The organism is Paraburkholderia susongensis (genome assembly GCF_900177725.1).
Taxonomy (GTDB): Bacteria; Pseudomonadota; Gammaproteobacteria; order Burkholderiales; family Burkholderiaceae; genus Paraburkholderia; species Paraburkholderia susongensis.
The window spans coordinates 501,349-521,931 of record NZ_FXAT01000001.1 but is presented as its reverse complement, the minus strand read 5'-3'; the positions used below and the strand labels follow the sequence as shown (position 1 = coordinate 521,931).

Here is a 20,583-nt window from a genome sequence, read left to right as displayed (position 1 = left end):
TGGACGGCGGGGCACGATGATGCGGCGAGTGGTGCGGTGGTGAGCGGCGGTGAATGGTGCGGTGAGCCGTTGCTTGCAGCGGCCGGCGCGCAACGCTCGTGAGAACGATGTCGCGCACCGGCTGCTCAGGCCTTGCCAGTCACTGCGTTCGCGGTTGTGATGACCGGGGCGGGCCACTATTACGACTCGCCCTGGTCGAAACCCTCGCGAAATATCCTACCAATGCATCCCCGCGCCGATCGAGGCGCCGAGCTGACCACGCGAGTCGGCACTGCCCTGAACCTTGTAGACCCATTTGCCCGTATCCGATAGCTGGGACACGCCGATCGCAAAGGCCGACTGACCACCATAGGTGCCACCGGCCACAGCAACCATGCCGCGTCCCGGCAGGACTGCTTGCGGCAAGCCGGCCATGGCTAGTGCGGTTGCCGTACCGCCGTAGCTGTCGCGGCGTGCCGAGCGGATCTGGTCGTCGGTGTATTGATTGGCCTGGCTGACCGCGCCGCCCACGCTTTGTTGCAATTGATTGACGTTGACCGCGTCGGTGCCTTGCACACCGGGTGCGACGTTGACGATCTGGCGCTCCTGACCCGCCGCGCCGACGGATACCGTGTTCGCCCGATCGGCGACCGAGCCTTGACCTAGCGCCACCGAATTGTCGGCGCTCGCGTTCGCGGCCGTGCCTAGCGCTGTCGCATTGTTTCCGCTGACAACGGCATTGGCGCCGATCGCGACCGCGTTCGCACCGGAGGCCTGTGCGTTCGCTCCGGCCGCGATCGAGTGCGTGCCCGAAGACACCGCGCTTTCGGTATCGCGGCTGCCGTCCGCGCTGAAAAATGCGTTGGCCGAGTCGGCCACGGCGTTATTGATCGCGCTGCCGAGCGCCTCATTCAGTTGGCCAAGATTGACCGCGTCGGACGCCAGCACGCCATCGGCGACGTTGTGAATGACGGTGCCGCTCGTCGGGTCGCCGCCGAGTGTGACGCTGTTGCGGTTGACGCTGCCGTCGGCATTCGTGTCGTACATGACCGCGCCGTCAAGCTTCGCGGCCGTCGCCGCGCTCTGGTCGCTGACCGCCTTCAGTTGAGCGACGTTGACCGCATCGGTGTTGGCTGACCCTGCGGCGACATTCGTGATCTGGCGCTCGTTGCCGGCGGAGCCGACCGAGACCGTGCCCGCGCGATCGGCGACGGAGCCCTGGCCGAGCGCGACGGAGTTGATGGCGAGCGCACTGGCGTTATAGCCGAGCGAAAGCGCATTCGCGGCTGCGGCGTTTGCACCGTAGCCGAGTGCGATGGCGCCATCGTCGCTCGCGGCGGAGTACGCGCCGAACGCTATGGCGTTCGCGCCGTACGCCGAGGCGGAGGTGCCTATTGACAGCGCATTCGTCGCGCCGGCCTCGGCGTTAGCGCCGAGCGCAATGCCGCCCACGCCGCTGACAACGGCCTGGCTACCGATCGCGACGCTAGCGTCCGCCGTTGCCGAGGCCTGTGTTCCGGTTGCGAGCGCGCTGTTGCCGCTGGCTTGCGAGCCGTAGCCGAGCGCGGTGGACCCGATGCCCGCCGCGGTGGCGAGCGAACCGAAGGCGGATGCGGCGGCACTCGCCGCTGTCGTGCCCGAACCTGCCGCGATCGAGTCGAGACCGAGTGCCGTGGAGCTCAGACCCACCGCCGTGGAGCGGTCGGCCTGCGCGCTCGCGTTCATCCCCACGGCGCTCGAGGAAGCGCCTTGCGCGCTGGCGCTCTGGCCAACTGCCAGGCTGGCTTGGCCTTGCGCATTGGCCCCGCTGCCGATTGCGAGCGCGGACTCATTGGTTGCGCTGGCCTGGTCGCCTATTGCCGTCGAGAAATTGCCCGATGCGCTGGCCTGATCGCCTATCGCGATCGAGAAATCGCCCGATGCGTTGGCCGTATCTGATTGATATGCATTGGCGCCGGCCGCAGTCGCGTCCGTGACGTAGAGCGCTGCCGCGGCCACCGCCACCCCGACTGCGCTTTGTGCTGCCTGAGCGATGGTTTTCCTGCGCGCTGCCGCGGGGTTTCTTTTGAGGTTGGCGACCGGTGGCGCGGCTGGCCCCGTGTGCGGCGTCGTACAGCAAATCACTGCGATATTTCTTCTCGTCAATTCAACATCTCCACGTTAATTGCTTCGGCGCACGGCGTGTTTCAGCGCACGGCGCGCGAATAAGTCGGGCAGTAAATGGTCGGGTTGATAGCCCGGTAAATCGCGAAAATATGAAAATCAAACGCGCACGATTCCTGGCGATTTCTTCGCCGGGCTCTTTCGCTTTTGTGTTCGGGCATACCCGAACACCCGCGTCACGCGCTGAAGTTCATGGGATAAGCGATACGGGAAGCACTGACGCGAGCGCTAGTGCGCTGAAGAGAAGTGTCCGGTCTTGCCGTGGTGTTCGGATATCAGAGAACTCCGAAATGCAGAAAGATCGTAAGCAATCTGAATAAAAGGAGGGCGTCGGAAAATAGGAATATTCCTGTTTCCTCTCATAATGATTTGGCGAATTCCAGGAATAATCTCGTTTATGGCTGGGGTGAGGGGGCGGTACATCGGCTCCGCACCGGAAAATGTCGTGCGAAGCGCCATTGAAGCCACGTGCCCGCCGCCGCCACGACTCATCGCGCCCTCCATTTTTCCTATGCTCAGCGGCGACCTGCGTCAACCGCGCGGCCCGGCAAACGTTCTACAATGACGGTTGTTCTCCGAAGCGAGTTTTCATGCGTAATTTTTTTCTTCCCGGCTTGACTGCCACCTTCGCTGCGAGTGTGGCGCTCGCCGCCGCCGCAGGCTTTTTTTCTCCCGCGGCTCACGCTAATAACGTGATCGTGCTCAATTCCGGCGAAGCCACGCTGAGCCTGATCGACGAGAACAGCCACCAGGTCGTCGGCACCGTGCCCACCGGCAAGGAGCCGCACCATCTGATGGTCACGCCGGACAATTCTTCGCTGATCGTCGCCAATTCGGTGTCGAACAACCTGATGTTCGTCGATCCGAAGTCGGGGCAGGTGCAACGCTGGGTCGAGAACATCGAAGACCCCTATCAGATCGGCTTTTCGCCCGACCACAAGTGGCTCGTCACGACCGGCCTGCGGCTCGATCGTCTCGACATCTATCACTACGACAGCCAGAAGAACCAGATGACGCTGGCGTCGCGCCTGCCGCTCGCGGTCATGCCGAGCCACATGGCGTTCACGACCGACAGCAAAACGGTGTTCGTCACACTGCAGGTGTCGGGTGAGCTCGCCGCGATCGACCTGCCTACGCAAACCGTGAAGTGGAAGATGAAGGTCGGCAAGGTGCCGGCGGGCCTGTGGATGACGCCGGGCGAGAAGTACCTGCTCGTCGGCATGACCGGCGAGGATTACGTCGCCGTGGTCGACTGGCGCAACCAGAAGGTCGTCAAGACCATCCACACGGGCAAGGGCGCGCACAATTTCCGCTCGCTCGACGACGGCCGGCATGTCGCGGTGTCGAACCGGGTGGCGAGCACGATCAGCATCATCGACGAAGACACGCTCACCAACGTCGGCGACATTACCGGCCTGATGCCGGGGCCGGACGACATGGAACTTTCCGCCGACAAACGCTATCTGTGGGTTACGTTCCGCTTCGCGAAGCACGTCGGCATCATCGACCTGAACACGCGCAAGCTGATCCAGACCATTGCGGTGGGCCGCTCGCCGCACGGCATCTATTTCTTCAATCGTGCGCCGGTTACGGCGCCGAACGGAGCCTGAGCGGCGTCGTGACCGGATGAAGTAACCAGACCAGCACCATGTTCCATCTGATTTTTTCTTCGCTCGACAGCTTCGTCTCGACCCTGCAGACGTGGCTGTATGTCGACGTGGTGCAGCCGCTGCTGTACCGCCTCAACCTGATGGACTACGACGAAGACACGTACGACAGCCTGTACTGGGTCATCGTCGGCGTGCTCGAGGTGCTGGCGATGTACGCGATCCTGCGCCCGCTCGAGGCGCTGCGTCCCGTCGAGCGGTGGGACAACCGCAAGGCGGTGCGCGTCGACGTGCTCTACACGTGGATCGCCAAGCTCGGCATTCTCAATCTGTTCTTTTTCTTCGCGCTGCAACCGTTCTTCGACAACGTGCAGGGCTGGCTGCGCATGCACGGCATCGCGAATGTCAACTTCGACAATCTATGGCCCGGCGTGACCACGCAGCCGCTCGTCACGTTCGTGATGTATCTTCTCGTGCTCGACTTCGCCGGCTACTGGTATCACCGCTGGCAGCATCGCATCGGCGTGTGGTGGGAACTGCACGCGGTGCATCACAGCCAGCGGCAGATGTCGCTCTGGTCCGACGACCGCAATCATCTGCTCGACGATCTGCTGCAGGCGTCGTTCTTCGCGGTGATCGCGCTCGTGATCGGCGTGCCGCCGTCGCAGTTCGTCGTGCTCGTCGCGATCACGAACCTCGCGCAGAGCGTGCAGCATGCGAACATCCGGCTCTACTACGGCTGGCTCGGCGAGCGGCTGCTGGTCAGCCCGACGTTCCATCGCCGTCATCATGCGATCGGCTACGGTCACCAGGGGCTCAAGTACGGCTGCAACTTCGGCGTGCTGTTTCCGTGGTGGGACATGCTGTTTCGCAGCGTCTCGTGGAGCCGCGAGATGGAGCCCACCGGCATTAGCGACCAGCTCGAAGGCCGTCGTTATGGCGAGGGCTTCTGGGCGCAGCACTGGCTTGCGGTCGTGCGCATCGCGCGGCGCCTGACGCCGAAGCGCCGCGAGTCCGGCAACGATGCGGCCGCGGTTTGAGTCCGCTTGAACCAGCTTGAACCCGCCTGATTCCATTCAAGCCCGGTTGAGCATGCGCTTTGCCACGCCGCCAGCTTCCCCCGGCGGCGCGTCCCCTGGTTTATCCTGTGCACGTTCGTGTGTACGCTCCCGTGCCCCAGCATGTCCGGCCCGCGCGCGGCGCGTTTTCCCTACCATCGTTTCGTTCGCAGGCATTGGCTCGCATGAATGATCTGTTGCGCTCGTTCGGGCGCGCGCTCGCAAGCACGTTCCACCCGCGCATGCTCTGGCTGACTTTCAAACCGTTCATCGTCGCGACGGTCGGCTGGGGCGTGATCCTGTGGTTTTCCTGGCAGACGCTCACGGGCGCGACCCGCACGTGGCTCGACGACTGGTCGTTCACCGTCACGCTCTACCATCTGTTCGACTGGCTCGGTTTTTCGGCGCTGCATGCGGTCATTGCACCGTTCATCGTGATCGCGATGGCGATTCCGCTGATCGTCGTCACGGTGCTGCTGCTGATCGCCACGCTGTCGATGCCGGCCGTGATCCGCTTTCTCGCGGCACGCCAGTTCGCCAGCCTTGAAATGCGCCACGGCGGAACGTGGTACGGTAGCCTCGGCCAGGCGCTGTGGACCACGCTCGTGTGTCTCGTGCTGCTGATCGTCACGTTGCCGCTGTGGCTCGTGCCGCCGTTCTTCGCGCTGATTCCCCCGCTCCTGTGGGGCTGGCTGACTTACCGCCTGATGAGCTACGACGCGCTGGCCTTGCACGCGACGCGCGACGAGCGGCGCGAGCTGGTGCGGCGCTATCGGCTACCGCTGCTTCTGATCGGCATTGCGAGCGGCCTGCTGGGTTCGCTGCCTACGCTGCTGTGGGCGTCGTCGGTGTGGCTGATCGTGCTGTTCCCGGTCATCACCGCGGTGACGATCTGGATTTACGCGTTCATCCTCGTGTTCTCGGCGCTGTGGTTCGGCTATTACTGCCTGCGCGCGCTGCAGCGCATGCGGGCGGAAGAGCACGGCGGCGCGCGTCAGACCGCGCCGGTTCCCTATTGAGATCAAACAGAAGAGGCGGCAATGGCATTTGGCGTCATCATCATCGGCGATGAAATCCTGTCGGGCAGACGTGTCGACAAGCACCTGCCGAAGCTCATCGAATTGCTCGGCGCGCGCGGGCTGCCGCTCGGCTGGGCGGAGTACGTGGGCGACGACCCCGAGCGCATCACGGCGACGCTGCGGCGCACGTTCGCCTCGGGCGACATCGTCTTCTCGACGGGCGGCATCGGCGCAACGCCCGACGATCACACGCGCCAGTGCGCGGCTGCCGCGCTCGGCGTGCCGCTCGAACTGCACCCGGAGGCCGCGAAGCTGATCCAGGAGCGCATTCGCGACATGTATCCGGCGAATTCGCCGACGCCGCTCGATCTGAACTCGCCCGAAAACCGGCATCGCCTGAACATGGGCACGTATCCGCAGGGCGCCGCGATCATTCCGAACGGCTACAACAAGATCCCGGGCTTTTCGATCCGTCAGCATCATTTCGTGCCGGGCTTTCCGGTGATGGCCTGGCCGATGATCGAATGGGTGCTCGATACGCAGTACGCGCATCTGCATCATGCGATGCCGCATGCGGAGAAGTCGCTGCTCGTGTTCGAGCTGCCGGAGTCGCGCCTCGCGCCGCTGATGGAGAAAATCGAACGCGATTTTCCGGGTGTGCGCGTATTCAGCCTGCCGAGCGTCGGCGACGCGGAGCGCGGCGGCGTCTATGCGCGGCATCACATCGATCTCGGCGTGAAAGGCGAGCCGGAAGCCGTGGCCGCGGCATTCGTGAAACTGCGCGAAGGGGTGCATCTGCTCGGCGGCGATATCGTCGAGCCGGAGGTGGCGGCGGCGTCCGTGGGCAAGCCGCGCAACTGAGCGGCGGCGGCTCTCCTGAGCCGCGCCGTGCCGTACGCGCGCCTGGACGTGCGGATCCCGCGCACGGTGCGCGTGCGCCGCTGTATCGGTATCAACGCGCACGCAGTGCGAACACGACAGTCCGGCTCTCGTCCATCCCCATGACGAGGGCTGCGGGCAATTGCGAGGAACCATCGCCGCTTCCTCGCAACTCCGTCCAATAGCCGCTGCTTCTTGTGGATTGACATCGATTCCATTCGATCGCGGCATTCATCTCATTTCCGGTTTTTCGCCAAATAAAATGCGTTATGCATATTCGGATCGCGCTTGCCGATCCGGTGTATTTCATTGGCTCAATCAAACCAATTAATTATTATTTTTGGTAAGCATTTTAGTTTGTTTAGTAAAACAAAATAAACTTAAGTCGCAATAGATAATCGATTGACGCGTCTGGAACGGCTCTATAGCATGGCTTGCGGTCAATGACCCTGTTGCCGATGGATAATTCTGTTAACTAAACAATGCTAAGGAGACAGCCGTGATAGATATACGCCGTCTTTCGGTTGCTTTGACCATTATTGGTGCTTTGACAGGTTGCGGAGGAGATGGCCCGGGCAGTCAGGCCGGCTCTGCTGCGGTGGCGGCGGACCAGCTTCATGACGCGGCTCAGTCGGGCGCGAGCGCTGCAAACGACAGCGCGCAAGCGTCCGCAGCCGATCACGGCAACATGCGTCTGACCCAATACGTCAATCCGCTCATCGGCACGTTGGCGAGCGACTCCCCGAATCCCGTGCCGGCAGGGCAGGCGGGCAGCGTGGTGCCCGCGGCGGGCCTGCCGAACGGCATGGTGCAATGGGCGCCCGATACGAATACCACCTCGGCTCCGGCGAACAGCGCGGAGCCTGGTTCTCCGGCCGGCTACTACTACGACATCGGCTCGATCCAGAGCTTCAGCCTCACGCATATGAGCGGCGCGGGTTGTTCCGGCAATGACGGCGAATTCCCTGTCATGCCGACGCTGGACGCCACCAAGCCGCTCGCGCAAACGTTTAGCCATGCGAACGAGAAGGCGGTGGCGGGCGCCTATTCCGTGTTGCTCGACAACCAGATCAAAGTCGAGTTGACCGCGACCCCGCGCACCGGCTTTGGCCGCTTCACGTATCCGGATCAGCAGTCGTCGACGCTCGTGCTCGATACGACCTATACGAATACGCAAACGGGCGTGGCCGGCTCGGTCACGCAGGTGGACGCGAGGACTATTTCAGGCAGTACGACCGGCGGACATTTCTGCGGCAACTCGACGAATGTGCCGGTGTATTTTTATGCGCAATTCAGTCAGCCATTTGCAAAGACGTCTTCCTTTACCCAAGGCCGTGCCGTCATGAATTTCGGTAAGGCCAATAGCGTTCTGATGAAAATCGGCATTTCATATGTGAGCGTCGCCAATGCCAAGGGTAATCTCGAGAAGGAAAATCCGTCCTGGGATTTCAACGGCGTAAAGGCCTTGGCTGATGCGACATGGAATCAGCGCCTTAATACCATTCAGGTGAGCAGCCAGGATAGCACTGCGCTGACGAAGTTTTATACGGCGTTCTACCATGCGTTATGGGCACCGAGCGTATTCAGCGATACCAATGGCCAATATATCGGCTTCGACCAGCAGGTCCACACGGTCAGCGCAGGCCATGCGGCGCAGTACACCAGCTTCTCGGGCTGGGACATCTATCGTTCGCTGATTCCGCTCAAGGCCACGCTGTTTCCGCAGGAAACCAGCGACATGGCGCAGTCGCTCGTCAACGACGCGGATCAATGCGGCGCGATTCCGCATTGGGTCAACGACAACGTCGAAGACGGCGTGATGCCGGGTGATGCCGGCTCGCTGATCGTCTCGGGCGCGTATGCATTCGGCGCGCGCTCGTTCGATACCTCGGGCGCGTTGAAGCACATGATCAAGATGGCCAACATTCCCGGCACCGCGTGTAACGGTGTCACGACGAACGGCGGCCGCGCCAGTTATCTGCAGTACGGCTATATCACGAGCGGTGAATGGGGGCAGGCATCGTCGACGCTCGAATACGCGAGCAGCGATTTCGCCATTTCGCAGTTCGCGGGCCAACTGGGCAATCCGGCCATCCAGAAAATGCTGCTGAGCCGCTCGGCCTATTGGCAGAACCTGCTCAACACTTCGCTCACGCCGCCTCTGAATGCCGGCCGCAACACGGACGGAAGCTGGATTCCGGAGACGCAGAGCAGCACCGACAACTACGTGGAGGGCAACGCCGAGCAGTACACCTGGATGGTGCCGTTCAACCCGGTCGGGCTGTTTGCGCAACTGGGCGGCAATACGGCGGTGGTGTCGCGGCTCAATACGTTCTTCACGGTGTTGAACGCGGGGATGACCCTGCCCAATTTCTATATGGGCAACGAACCGACCTTCGAGGTGCCCTGGCTGTATAACTGGGCGGGCTCGCCGTCGGGCACGCAGAAGGTGGTCCAGCAGATCATGGCGAGCGCCTTCGGCACCGGGCCGAACGGGTTGCCCGGCAATGACGACCTGGGCGCGGTGTCGGGCTGGTACGTGTGGGGCGCATTGGGTCTTTATCCGGAGATTCCGGGTGTCGGCGGCTTTGCGATCGGCAGCCCGCAATTTTCGTCGATCACCGTTCGGCTGGGGAACGGCAAGACGCTGCGTATCAATGCGCCCGGCGCGCCGAGCGCGAATTATGTGCAAAGCCTGGCCGTGAACGGCACCGCCCACACCAGTTCGTGGCTCGATGCCGATGCGCTGGCTCACGGCGCGACGCTGAACTTCGCCATGGGCTCGTCGCCTTCGCAGTGGGGAACGAACCCTGCCGACGTGCCTCCCTCGTATGGCGTGCCGCTCGCTCGCAACGTGGTTGACGCATTCAACAACCATGGCGTGAGCGCCGACGGCAGCAGCAATACCGACGGTCTGGGTGCGGACTTCGACGGCTCGCTTTACAGCTACTCGTCGCAGGCATTGACGGCGGCTGGCGCGGCGCCGGGCAAACCGTTCACCTTCGGCGGCGCGAGCTTCGTGCTGTCCGGCGGCCCGCTCGATAACGCCGTGGCAGTGGGGCAGACCATCGCGATGCCGCCCGGCACGACAGGCCACTCGCTGGTTCTGCTGGGTTCAGCCAACAACGGCCCAAGCTCGGGCGCCGCGCTCGTGACTTATTCCGATGGCACGACCACGCCGTTCACGCTCGCGTTCGACGACTGGACCCTCAATGGCGGCAGCGCCGCGCCGGTGGCCCCCGTCGCGTTGACAACGACGTACCGCAATGCCGGCAACGGCAGCAACGACGCCGTCAAGACCTATCTGTTCGCGCAGACGGTGCCGCTGACGCCGGGCAAGACAGTGGCGAGCGTTACCCTGCCGAGACAGGTCAGCGCCGGCAAGTTGCACGTGTTCGGGATTTCCGCCGCGCCCTGAACCGTGCCCTGAACGGATTGGGCGCTGCCGAGGTGGCGTCCAATGACGTAAGCGATCGAAGTAAGCGATCCCCGCTCGCCGGTCTGGCCTGGCGAGGGTCGCGAACGACATCGCAGTGTCACACCCCGCGCCGACGATGCAGTCAATGTGTCGTCGGCGCTTTCCGTTTCAGGAAGCCTGCTTCAGCCGCGCGCCACGGGCGTCTGCGTGCGGCGGCAGCGTGCCTCGGCGACTTTCCCCGTCAGCGCTCCCGGGTTGGCTCAGGTTGACTCAGGTCGACTCAGGTTGATTTAGGCGCCGATCCACGGCAACCCGCGAAAACACCATCCCGACACCGTCTTCCGATGCCCCTGGCCGTCCTTGTCGCCTTCGAAGCCTTCCAGCAGGTCGTATGCCTTGGTGAAGCCCGCTTGGGTCGCGGCGATCGCGGCGAGCTTGGAGCGCGCGGCGCTGCGGCACAGAAACAGCACGGGCGTCTCGGGCGACGCGACCTGCGCGAGCTGCTGCATGAACTCCTGATTCGGCACCGCGCCCGGATAGCGCGTCCATTCGACGTGCGCGTACTGCCCATCGCCGATCACCGGCCGGCCGACCCAGTCGAGCTCGGCGCGGGTGCGCACGTCGATGAGCCGCGTGCGCGGATCGAGTTGCAGCAGTTCGAACGCCTCGGCGGGCGATACCGCGCCCGCATAGGGCAGTTGGTTTTCGGTGCGGCGGGCCTCCGCCTGTGCGTACAGCTGTTCGAGCGTGCTCATGAGCGTCAATCTCCTTCGGACCAAATGACCATTCTAGCGCGCGGCGTGCGCCGCGCATGCGCCGGCGGGCCCGGCGCCGCGCATGAGTCGCGACATGAGTCGTGCAACCCGGTGCTCAAACGCCGACGCGCAAAGTTGGTGCAATTTTCCGCAAATGCACCAAAATGAACATGAAGACCGCTCCCAAACCGGTGAATGCACGAATATGGTGCAACGAGGCTCACGCGGATTTCCCGATGGCCTCGCGTGCGCCGTGCGTGTTGCCCGCAAACGGACGCGCCGCAGCGCCGCGCCCCCATCGGCTCATGTCGGGCGCAGTATTGGCACAGAACCTGCTTTATTGGTGCCGATCGATTGGTCCCGGCTGGATTTCCCACCTTGCCATGCCGTTTTGGGTGGACGTTCCGGGACGGGTCAGCTAGATTGTGCGGCGGCTGAATCCGCCGAATTCGTTAATCAGGAGATAGGTTATGAGTAAATCCGTGGCCGACGTCATGCAACTCGTCAAGGACGAAGACGTCAAGTTTGTCGACTTCCGTTTCACCGACACGCGCGGCAAGGAACAACACGTTTCGGTGCCGGTGTCGGCATTCGACGAAGACAAGTTCGAGAGCGGCCATGCGTTTGACGGTTCGTCGATTGCCGGCTGGAAGGGCATCGAAGCATCGGACATGCTGCTGGTCCCGGACGCGAACACGGCCTTCATCGACCCGTTCTACGAAGAGTCGACCCTCGTGCTGACCTGCGACGTCGTCGAACCGGCTGACGGCAAGGGCTACGAGCGCGATCCGCGCTCGCTCGCGAAGCGCGCCGAAGCGTACCTGAAGAGCTCGGGCCTCGGCGACACGGCCTTCTTCGGTCCGGAACCGGAATTCTTCATTTTCGACTCGGTCCAGTGGAGCACGGACCAGTCGGGCTGCTTCATCAAGATCGGCTCGGAAGAAGCACCGTGGTCGTCGGCGAAGGAATTCGAAGGCGGCAACACCGGCCACCGTCCGGGCACGAAGGGCGGCTACTTCCCGGTCGCGCCGGTCGATACGTTCCAGGACATCCGCTCGGAAATGTGTCTGCTGCTCGAGCAGATCGGCATTCCGGTCGAAGTGCATCACCACGAAGTCGCTGGTCAAGGCCAGAACGAAATCGGCACCAAGTTCTCGACGCTCGTGCAGCGCGCTGACTGGCTGCAGCAGATGAAGTACATCATCCACAACGTCGCGCACACGTACGGCAAGACGGCGACGTTCATGCCGAAGCCGGTCGTCGGCGACAACGGTTCGGGCATGCACGTTCACCAGTCGATCTGGAAGGACGGCCAGAACCTGTTCGCGGGCAACGGCTACGCAGGCCTGTCGGAATTCGCGCTGTTCTACATCGGCGGCATCATCAAGCACGCTCGCGCGTTGAACGCGATCACGAACCCGGGTACGAACTCGTACAAGCGTCTCGTGCCGCACTTCGAAGCGCCGGTCAAGCTCGCTTACTCGGCTCGTAACCGTTCGGCATCGATCCGTATTCCGCACGTGTCGAACCCGAAGGGCCGCCGCATCGAAACGCGCTTCCCGGATCCGCTGGCGAACCCGTACCTGTGCTTCTCCGCGCTGATGATGGCGGGTCTGGACGGTGTGCAGAACAAGATTCACCCGGGCGAAGCCGCCGACAAGAACCTGTACGATCTGCCGCCGGAAGAGGATGCCAAGATCCCGACCGTGTGCGCGGGCCTCGACCAGGCTCTCGACTCGCTCGACGCGGACCGCGAGTTCCTGACGCGCGGCGGCGTGTTCACGGATGCGATGCTCGACGCGTACATCGAACTGAAGACGGGCGAGCTGCAACGCTATCGTCAGTCGGTGCACCCGATCGAATTCGAAATGTACTACTCGCTGTAAGCGGTCATGGCGCTTCGCCCCTCACCCGGCGAAGCGCTTTGCCCGACGCTCGCGATCGGTCACGAAGGGACGGCGGCGCCGTCCCTTTTTCGTTAGGCCGCGAACCATGTCGCGGGCAATCCAAAGCAACACCACGACTTATCACGACCTCCTACCGGCCAGACTGCAAGATGGTTCTCAAGAATCTGATCAAGGCAAGGAAAGGACACGAACAGACGCTGTCGGACGATCCGCAGCTCGTGAGCTCAGGTTTGCTGCCGGGCTTCGAGGCGCTGCCGACCGTGGTGCTGGTGCTCGAGAAGCGGACGCTGCGCGTCGCCTTTGCGAATCCGTCGGCGGAGTCGATGCTCGAAATGTCGCGCCGGCAGCTCGCGCAGATGGCGTGGCCCGACATTTTCTCGAACGCCGACGAACTGGTCGCAACGATCACCGCGATCGCCGCGCACCGTTTTCAGGCGACGCATCTCGATGCCGTGCTCGAGCGGCCCGGCCACGAGCCCCTGCACGTCCATGCGATCGTCGGCTTTCTGGAAAGCGCGCAGGACTATGTGCTGCTCGAACTGTTCGAGAACGAGCGGCATCTGCGCACCGACCGCGAGGAACGCATCAACGATCTCACGGCGGTCAACAAGCAACTGATCCGCAATCTCGCGCACGAGATCAAGAATCCGCTCGGCGGCATTCGCGGCGCCGCGCAACTGCTCGAGTTCGAACTCGGCGAGCGCCAGCGCGACGAATTGCGCGAGTACACCCAGGTCATCATCAAGGAGTCGGACCGGCTGCAGACGTTGGTCGACCGCTTGCTCGAACCGCACCGCCATCCGCATATCGTCGGCGACGTGAACATTCACGAGGTGTGCGAGCGGGTGCGCCAGGTGATTCTCGCGGAGTTTCCGCGCGGCCTCACGATCGAGCGCGATTACGACGTGAGCGTGCCGGATCTGCGCGGCGACAAGGAGCAGCTGATCCAGGCACTCCTGAACATCGTGCGCAATGCGGCCGAGGCATTGCGCGAGCGCATTTCGCAGGGCGATGCGCGCATCGATCTGCGCACGCGGATCGCGCGCAAGGTCACGATTTCAAAACGCCTGTGCAAGCTGGCACTGGACTTGCATATCGTCGACAACGGCCCAGGCATTCCCGAAGAGATTCGCGACCGCATTTTCTATCCGCTCGTGTCGGGGCGCGACGACGGCAGCGGTCTCGGTCTCACGCTCGCGCAGACCTTCGTGCAACAGCACGATGGCCTGATCGAAGTGGACAGCCGGCCGGGCCATACCGAGTTTCAGATTCTGCTGCCGCTCGACTGCTGATACCACAAGCATCTCAAGACTTCTGACCGACCTATATGAAGCCGATCTGGATAGTAGACGACGATCAATCGATTCGCTGGGTGCTCGAAAAAGCACTCGCCCGCGAGAACTTCGCGACACGCAGCTTCGCGAACGTGCGCGAGGCGTCGGCCGCGCTCGATCACGACAGCCCGCAGGTGCTGGTCTCCGACATCCGCATGCCGGGCGGCTCCGGGCTCGAACTGCTGCAAACCGTGCGCGACAAGGTGCCGGGCTTGCCGGTCATCATCATGACCGCGTTCTCGGATCTCGATAGCGCGGTCGCCGCATTCCAGGGCGGCGCGTTCGAGTATCTCGCCAAGCCGTTCGACGTCGACAAGGCGGTCGAGCTGATCCGCCGCGCGGTCGACGAAAGCATGCGCGGCGAGCAGACGTGGGACGAGCGCGTCGCCGAAGCGCCCGAGATGCTCGGCCAGGCTCCGGCGATGCAGGACATGTTTCGCGCGATCGGCCGCCTGTCGCATTCGGCGGCGACCGTGCTCATTACCGGCGAATCAGGCACCGGGAAGGAACTGGTCGCGCGTGCGTTGCACCGGCATAGCCCACGCGCGAACGGTCCCTTCATCGCGCTGAACACGGCGGCGATTCCAAAGGATCTGCTGGAGTCCGAACTGTTTGGCCACGAGCGCGGCGCGTTCACCGGCGCGCAGGCGATGCGCCAGGGGCGCTTCGAGCAGGCTGAGAACGGCACGCTCTTTCTCGACGAAATCGGCGACATGCCGTTCGATCTGCAGACGCGCCTGTTGCGTGTGCTCTCGGACGGGCAGTTCTATCGCGTCGGCGGCCACAATCCGTTGCGCTCGAATGTGCGCGTAATCGCGGCGACGCATCAGAATCTCGAATCGCGCGTACGTCAGGGCCTGTTTCGCGAAGACCTGTATCACCGTCTCAATGTGATCCGTCTGCGCTTGCCGGCGTTGCGCGAGCGCAGTGAGGACATTCCACTGCTCACGCGTCACTTTCTGCAAAAGAGCGCGCGTGATCTCGGTGTTGAACCGAAGCGCGTTTCCGATGAAGCGCTTGCGTATCTCGCGTCGTTGCCGTTTCCGGGCAACGTGCGGCAACTCGAGAATCTCGCCAACTGGCTCACGGTGATGGCGCCCGCGCAGACGATCGAGATCAAGGATCTGCCGCCCGATCTCGGTCCCGCGCAGATCGCCGCGGACGAGCCCGGCGTCGGTGCGGCCGCGGGCGCTTTGGCGGACGGGGCTGCTGCTGGACTTACGGGCAGCGCACCGTTGGGGGGCGTGAGCGCCGGCGCCGCGGTGCATCCGCTCGGCGCGGCAGGTGTCTCGGTCGCGGCTGCACTGAGCGCGTGGGAGGGCGGCTTGCGCACCGAAGTCGCGCGGATGCTGCGCGAAAACACGGCGGACGTGATGGACGAACTCGCGCGCCGCTTCGAAGCAGCGGTCATTCGCGAGGCGCTCGACTTCACGCGCGGCCGCAAGGTCGAGGCGGCGGAGCGTCTCGGTATCGGGCGCAATACGATTACGCGCAAGATTCAGGAGTTGAATCTCGAGCCTTGATCGCGGGTGATGGCTGGCCACGTTCTCTCACAAGGCATAATCGACGCTGTTTTCATTCCACAGCCGACGATGCCTGCTCCTTCCGTTCCCTTCCAGTGGCCGCTTTCCCCCGATCCTTTCCTGTCGCTCGAAGCGCTCGACGATCCTGACGCGCTCGCGTGGGTCGAAGCGCAGAATGCGCGCACGCGCGCCGCGTGGTGCAGCGGCGCGTCGTTCGACACGCTGCGGCGGCGGCTTGCCGACGCATATCTGCCGCGTGAGCGTCCCGTGATTCCGGATCGCTGGAAGGAGTGGGCCTACGACCTGTGGCAGGACGAGCGCAATCCGCGCGGCATCTGGCGGCGCACTGCGTGGTCGGCATGGCGCAGCGGCGCGCCGGTGTGGCAGAACCTGCTCGACTTCGACGCGCTCGGCGCGGCCGAAAAGACGCCGTGGGTCTGCGTCGAACTCGACATTCTTTATCCGGACGGCGATCGCGCGCTGATCACGATGTCGCCGGGCGGCTCGGATGCGCTCGTCGTGCGCGAGTTCGATATCGACGCGCAACGCTTCGTCGACGATGGCTTCGCGATCGCGAAGGCAGGCAAGCACACGGCGTCGTGGATCGATCGCGATACGCTCTACGTCGGCTGGGACAACGGCCGCAAGACCCTCACGCGCTCGGGCTATCCGCGCGACGTGCGGCGCTGGACGCGCGGCGCCGCGCTCGCCGATGCCCCGGTGGTGTTTCGCGGCGAGTTCGGCGATATCGGCGTGGAAGCGCATTACGATCCGCTAGAGCGGCGGCATACGGTCACGAGCAGCGTCGATTTTTTCGATTCGCACACGTACTACCTCGACGATGCCACCGATGCCTGGCATCGCTACGACGTGCCCACGCACGTCGCGGTAGGCGCGTGGCAGGGCTGGCTGCTGCTCGAGCCACGGCTCGACTGGCAATGCGACTGGGACGGCAATAGCGAGCGCTATCCGGGCGGTGCGTTGCTCGCGATTCGCGAGGACGCGTTCCTGCGCGGCGAGCGCGACGTGGTGCCGCTCTTCATGCCGACGCCGCTGACCTCGGCCTGCGACTGGTCGCATACACGCCATCATCTGATCGTGTCGTATCTCGATGATGTGCGCAGCAAGACATTGATCTGGACGCCGAATCAACGCGACGATCGGACGTGGCAGTGGCACCGGCGCGTATTTGCGACGCACGGTGACGCGCAGGTCGATGTCTCGCCTGTCGAATCGACGCTCAACGACGAAGTGTTCGTCGACACCGACGACTATCTGCAACCGCCGGCCTACTGGCTCACCGACCTCGCGCGCGACGAACCCGGCGAATGGGAATTGCTCGATCGCTGGCCGACGCAGTTCGACGCCACGCGCCTCACGGTGACGCGCGGGCACGCGGTGTCGGTCGATGGCACGCGCGTGCCTTACACGGTGATTGGGCCGAAGCACGCGGCATCCTCTGTCGATGAAGATGATCCACGATCGGCCTCGCGGCCCTGCCTGCTGAGCGGTTATGGCGGCTTCGCGATTCCGCTGCTGCCGGGCTATCTGACCGGGCAAGGCATCGGCTGGCTCGAACGCGGCGGCGTGTATGTGGTCGCGCATATTCGCGGCGGCGGCGAGTTCGGCACGCGCTGGCATACGGCGGCGCAGGGCGAGCATCGGCAGCGTGCTTTCGACGATTTCATCGCGGTCGCTGACGCGCTGATCGACACCGGCGTGACGAGCGCCGCGCAGCTCGGCATTCAGGGCGGCAGCAACGGCGGCCTGCTCGTGGCCGCGTGCATGGTGCAGCGGCCGGAGCTGTTCGGCGCCGTCGTGTGCGAGGTGCCGTTGCTCGATATGAGCCGCTATCACCTGCTGCATGCGGGCGCGTCGTGGATCGACGAATACGGCGACCCGGACGAGCCCGATGAAGCGCGCGTGCTGGCCGCGTATTCGCCGTATCACAACGTCGCGGCAAGCGTCGCGTATCCGCCGGTGCTATTCACCACGTCGAGCGCCGACGATCGCGTGCATCCCGGCCACGCGCGCAAGATGGCCGCGCGCATGCAGGCGCTCGGCGTGGACAACGTGTGGTATCGCGAGAATACGGAAGGCGGGCACGGCGGCTCCGATGAACTGGAGCAGGCCGAGCATGATGCGATGGTGTTCGGGTTCTTGTGGAAGGTGCTGGGCGGCGAGGGCTGAGGGCCTTTGCGGGTTGGGGGACTTGCGGCGGCTCAGGATGCTGTGTGCCGGAGCGCGTCGTCCCCTGATTCAACCAAGCTGTGCGAACACCGGTGCGTGATCCGAAGGCTGATCCCATTTGCGCGGCACCTTGTCGACGTCGCAGGACGTGCAGATATCGGCAAGCGCCTTCGACAGCAGGATGTGATCGATGCGCAGCCCCGCGTTGCGGCGGAACGCCATCATCCGGTAGTCCCACCACGAGTAGATTTTCTCCGGCTGCTCGAATTGACGGAACGCATCGAACAGGCCGAGTCCGATCAGCCGCACGAACGCCGCGCGTTCTTCGGGCGACACGAGGTTCTGGCCTTCCCATGCTTTCGGATCGTGCACGTCACGGTCCTCGGGTGCGATGTTGTAGTCGCCGAGCAAAGCGAGTTTCGGATGCGCGGCTATCTCGGTCGCGAGCCAGTCGTGCAGTGCGTCGAGCCAGCGCAGTTTGTACGCGAACTTCTCGCTACCCGGCGCCTGGCCATTCGGGAAATACGCGGAGATGATGCGCACGCCTTCGACGGTCGCCGCGATCACGCGCTGTTGCGGATCTTCGAAACCCGGAATGTTGCGCACGACGCTGCTTTCGTCGACGTGCAAGCCGTCGCGCACCAGAATGCCGACACCGTTATAGGTTTTCTGGCCGGCATACCAGCTTTGATAGCCGGCCTCGGCGAGTTCGGCGCGCGGGAATTTTTCGTCGGTGAGTTTCAGTTCCTGCAGACACAGCACGTCGGTGCCGCTGCTCGCGAGCCAGTCGATGACGTGCTGCTGACGGACTTTGAGGGAATTGACGTTCCACGTTGCGATTTTCATGACGTTCTCACATTCTTGCCGGGCAAGGTTGGGGCGGGACCTGGGGCCGTTGTTCTGTCCGATTGCGGCGGTGTTCGCACGGGCTCGACACATGGCGTTCGAGACCACTCGAATTCATGCGAGCGACGGTGTGCGGCATCGTGCGCTTCATCGTGCATTTATGGCCGCAGGCGATTCCCGTTTCCGATAGTTCCGCATCTTATCGTGCGCGAGCGGGGGAGTGTGGAGATCGCCGCCGATGTGCTTCGTGATGTGTTTCGCGATGTGCTTCGTCGCGTGCGGGCAGTCGGGCTTGCGGGATGACGTGCGTCATTCGTGCGCCATTAGGAAATGATTGGCGCCAAGCATTTGACGTTTTGTGACCGGACCGATATAATCTTTTTTCTCTGACGCGGGGTGGAGCAGTCTGGCAGCTCGTCGGGCTCATAACCCGAAGGTCGTAGGTTCAAATCCTACCCCCGCAACCAAAGCCTTACGGGCTTTGTGCGATTCGAACGTTTTTGGCAAGTCCGTCTTTTTGCGATTTTGGGCAATAGGTGGGCAAAGCCCGCGAGAATCCGGCAGGAAACCGTCACAGACAAAAGCCCGCACTAGCGGGCTTTTTGTTGCCCGGTGAAATCCAACCTGGGCAGGCGTTTATATTTTTGGGGGCTTTTCCATGAAGAAACACGCACTCGCACACCTGGCGCTCGCCGCCGTAGCAATCAGCCTGACCAGCGCCGCGCACGCGGCTGACGTCAATGTCGGCATCAACGTGGGTGGCCCTGTCGTGGTCGCTCCACCGCCGCCCGTCGTCGTCGTTACGCCGGGTTGGCATGGCGACCGCTATTGGGACGGCCACCGCTACTGGGAACGTGACGATTGGGAAAGGCACCACCACCACGATCGGGGACGGCACTGCCCGCCCGGACACGCCAAGAAAGGCGAGTGCTAAGCGGGCTTATCGCCCGGTTACGCGCGCAGTATGAATGAACCCGGTCTTGTGCCGGGTTTTTTTATTTCCCGGCCTTCTGACGGCCTCGCGGGCCAAACTCTTCCCGCTAAACACTGGCGACCGTCACGACGCCTGCGAGGCGCTGGATTCGTGTCGATGTGGCGAACCGTTGGCGAAGGTGCAGCGGGCGACCAGCGCGACTCAAAACATTCGTACTGCTATCGACACGAAAGTTCTCACGTACCCACTCACGCGCTCACGCCTCCCCAATCGCCCACTCCACCGCCGCCTGCGCATGTAACGCCGTCGTATCGAACACCGGCAGCGCCGAATCTTCCGGCTTGATCAACAGCGTGATTTCCGTGCAGCCGAGTATCACCGCCTGCGCGCCGCGCGCGGCCAGATTTTCGATCACGCGTTGATAGACCTTGCGCGAAGCGCCGTCCACGTTGCCGTGACACAGCTCGTCGTAGATGATGCGATGCACGTCCGCGCGTTCGGCTTCATCGGGAATCAGCGTCTCGAGGCCGTAGCGCTCGCGCAGGCGGCCCGTGTAGAACGTCTGCTCCATCGTGTAGCGCGTGCCGAGCAGGCCGACGCGCTCGACGCCCGCCGCGCGCAGCGCCGCGCCGGTCGGATCGGCAATGTGCAGGAACGGCACTGTGATTGCCTGTTCGATCGATTCGCACACGCGATGCATCGTGTTTGTCGCGAGTATCACGAGATCGGCGCCGCCACGTTCGAGGCGGCGCGCGGCATCGGCCATCTGCTCGCCGAGCGCGTGCCAGTCGCCGGCGCGCTGGTTGGCCTCGATCGACGCGAAATCGACAGTCAGCATCAGGCTGCGCGCGTTGTGGTGGCCGCCGAGGCGCGCCTTCGCGTGGCGGTTCAGCAGCCGGTAGTATTCGGTGGACGACTCCCAGCTCATCCCGCCGATCACGCCGATCGTTTTCATCTGTACGCTCCGTGAA

The 20,583-nt window shown here is 63.5% G+C and carries 14 protein-coding genes and 1 tRNA gene; 11 read left to right on the top strand and 4 right to left on the bottom strand.

What is annotated here, in order from left to right; translation table 11 throughout:
- Positions 1 to 216: 216 nt before the first annotated feature.
- Positions 217 to 2,124, bottom strand: a complete 1,908-nt coding sequence (locus B9Z01_RS02360) for a YadA family autotransporter adhesin (protein ID WP_244195906.1) — start codon at positions 2,122 to 2,124, stop codon at positions 217 to 219.
- Positions 2,125 to 2,732: 608 nt separating this feature from the next.
- Here B9Z01_RS02360 and B9Z01_RS02355 point away from each other — a divergent pair.
- The 5 genes from B9Z01_RS02355 to B9Z01_RS02335 all read left to right on the top strand — a co-directional run bounded on the left by B9Z01_RS02355 (position 2,733) and on the right by B9Z01_RS02335 (position 10,123).
- Positions 2,733 to 3,752, top strand: a complete 1,020-nt coding sequence (locus B9Z01_RS02355; RefSeq protein WP_085480645.1) for a YVTN family beta-propeller repeat protein — start codon at positions 2,733 to 2,735, stop codon at positions 3,750 to 3,752.
- A 38-nt stretch (positions 3,753 to 3,790) separates the two neighbouring features.
- Positions 3,791 to 4,789, top strand: a complete 999-nt coding sequence (locus B9Z01_RS02350) for a sterol desaturase family protein (RefSeq protein ID WP_085480644.1) — start codon at positions 3,791 to 3,793, stop codon at positions 4,787 to 4,789.
- Between the two features lie 203 nt (positions 4,790 to 4,992).
- Entirely contained in the window at positions 4,993 to 5,826 is an 834-nt protein-coding gene (locus tag B9Z01_RS02345) for an EI24 domain-containing protein (protein ID WP_085480643.1), read from the top strand.
- A gap of 21 nt (positions 5,827 to 5,847) precedes the next feature.
- Positions 5,848 to 6,687: a competence/damage-inducible protein A gene (locus tag B9Z01_RS02340; RefSeq protein ID WP_085480642.1), complete on the top strand. Its 840-nt coding sequence runs from the start codon at positions 5,848 to 5,850 to the stop codon at positions 6,685 to 6,687.
- 517 nt (positions 6,688 to 7,204) lie between these two features.
- A complete protein-coding gene (locus B9Z01_RS02335) occupies positions 7,205 to 10,123 on the top strand; it encodes a GH92 family glycosyl hydrolase (RefSeq protein ID WP_143808784.1) in 2,919 nt (972 codons plus the stop codon).
- A 290-nt stretch (positions 10,124 to 10,413) separates the two neighbouring features.
- Here B9Z01_RS02335 and B9Z01_RS02330 read toward each other — a convergent pair whose 3' ends face one another.
- Entirely contained in the window at positions 10,414 to 10,878 is a 465-nt protein-coding gene (locus B9Z01_RS02330; RefSeq protein WP_085480641.1) for a rhodanese-like domain-containing protein, read from the bottom strand.
- Positions 10,879 to 11,348: 470 nt separating this feature from the next.
- Here B9Z01_RS02330 and glnA point away from each other — a divergent pair, with 470 nt between their 5' ends.
- From glnA to B9Z01_RS02310, 4 genes are all read left to right on the top strand, one after another.
- Positions 11,349 to 12,764 carry a type I glutamate--ammonia ligase gene (gene glnA / locus B9Z01_RS02325; protein ID WP_085480640.1) on the top strand — a complete coding sequence of 472 codons (1,416 nt, stop codon included), beginning with the start codon at positions 11,349 to 11,351 and terminating at the stop codon, positions 12,762 to 12,764.
- Positions 12,765 to 12,934: 170 nt separating this feature from the next.
- Positions 12,935 to 14,077, top strand: a complete 1,143-nt coding sequence (gene glnL / locus B9Z01_RS02320) for a nitrogen regulation protein NR(II) (RefSeq protein ID WP_085480639.1) — start codon at positions 12,935 to 12,937, stop codon at positions 14,075 to 14,077.
- Positions 14,078 to 14,112: 35 nt separating this feature from the next.
- Entirely contained in the window at positions 14,113 to 15,642 is a 1,530-nt protein-coding gene (ntrC, locus tag B9Z01_RS02315) for a nitrogen regulation protein NR(I) (protein ID WP_085480638.1), read from the top strand.
- 69 nt (positions 15,643 to 15,711) lie between these two features.
- Positions 15,712 to 17,832, top strand: a complete 2,121-nt coding sequence (locus tag B9Z01_RS02310) for a prolyl oligopeptidase family serine peptidase (protein ID WP_085480637.1) — start codon at positions 15,712 to 15,714, stop codon at positions 17,830 to 17,832.
- A gap of 69 nt (positions 17,833 to 17,901) precedes the next feature.
- On the opposite strand, the gene xth is transcribed toward B9Z01_RS02310, so the two are convergent.
- Entirely contained in the window at positions 17,902 to 18,678 is a 777-nt protein-coding gene (gene xth, locus B9Z01_RS02305) for an exodeoxyribonuclease III (protein WP_085480636.1), read from the bottom strand.
- Between the two features lie 390 nt (positions 18,679 to 19,068).
- Between xth and B9Z01_RS02300 the strand changes: the two genes are divergently transcribed.
- Positions 19,069 to 19,145: transfer RNA gene (locus B9Z01_RS02300), tRNA-Met, on the top strand.
- Between the two features lie 191 nt (positions 19,146 to 19,336).
- A complete protein-coding gene (locus tag B9Z01_RS02295) occupies positions 19,337 to 19,612 on the top strand; it encodes a hypothetical protein (RefSeq protein ID WP_085480635.1) in 276 nt (91 codons plus the stop codon).
- Positions 19,613 to 19,868: 256 nt separating this feature from the next.
- Here B9Z01_RS02295 and B9Z01_RS02290 read toward each other — a convergent pair whose 3' ends face one another.
- A complete protein-coding gene (locus B9Z01_RS02290) occupies positions 19,869 to 20,567 on the bottom strand; it encodes an aspartate/glutamate racemase family protein (protein ID WP_085481150.1) in 699 nt (232 codons plus the stop codon).
- Positions 20,568 to 20,583 lie beyond the last annotated feature (16 nt).

Coding starts and splice junctions, on each gene's coding strand:
- B9Z01_RS02350 (WP_085480644.1), top strand. CDS start 3,791: ATGTTCCATCTGATTTTTTCTTCGCTCGACAGCTTCGTCTCGACCCTG.
- B9Z01_RS02295 (WP_085480635.1), top strand. CDS start 19,337: ATGAAGAAACACGCACTCGCACACCTGGCGCTCGCCGCCGTAGCAATC.
- B9Z01_RS02340 (WP_085480642.1), top strand. CDS start 5,848: ATGGCATTTGGCGTCATCATCATCGGCGATGAAATCCTGTCGGGCAGA.
- B9Z01_RS02330 (WP_085480641.1), bottom strand. CDS start 10,878: ATGAGCACGCTCGAACAGCTGTACGCACAGGCGGAGGCCCGCCGCACC.
- B9Z01_RS02355 (WP_085480645.1), top strand. CDS start 2,733: ATGCGTAATTTTTTTCTTCCCGGCTTGACTGCCACCTTCGCTGCGAGT.
- B9Z01_RS02310 (WP_085480637.1), top strand. CDS start 15,712: ATGCCTGCTCCTTCCGTTCCCTTCCAGTGGCCGCTTTCCCCCGATCCT.
- B9Z01_RS02345 (WP_085480643.1), top strand. CDS start 4,993: ATGAATGATCTGTTGCGCTCGTTCGGGCGCGCGCTCGCAAGCACGTTC.
- glnL (WP_085480639.1), top strand. CDS start 12,935: ATGGTTCTCAAGAATCTGATCAAGGCAAGGAAAGGACACGAACAGACG.
- glnA (WP_085480640.1), top strand. CDS start 11,349: ATGAGTAAATCCGTGGCCGACGTCATGCAACTCGTCAAGGACGAAGAC.
- xth (WP_085480636.1), bottom strand. CDS start 18,678: ATGAAAATCGCAACGTGGAACGTCAATTCCCTCAAAGTCCGTCAGCAG.
- B9Z01_RS02290 (WP_085481150.1), bottom strand. CDS start 20,567: ATGAAAACGATCGGCGTGATCGGCGGGATGAGCTGGGAGTCGTCCACC.
- ntrC (WP_085480638.1), top strand. CDS start 14,113: ATGAAGCCGATCTGGATAGTAGACGACGATCAATCGATTCGCTGGGTG.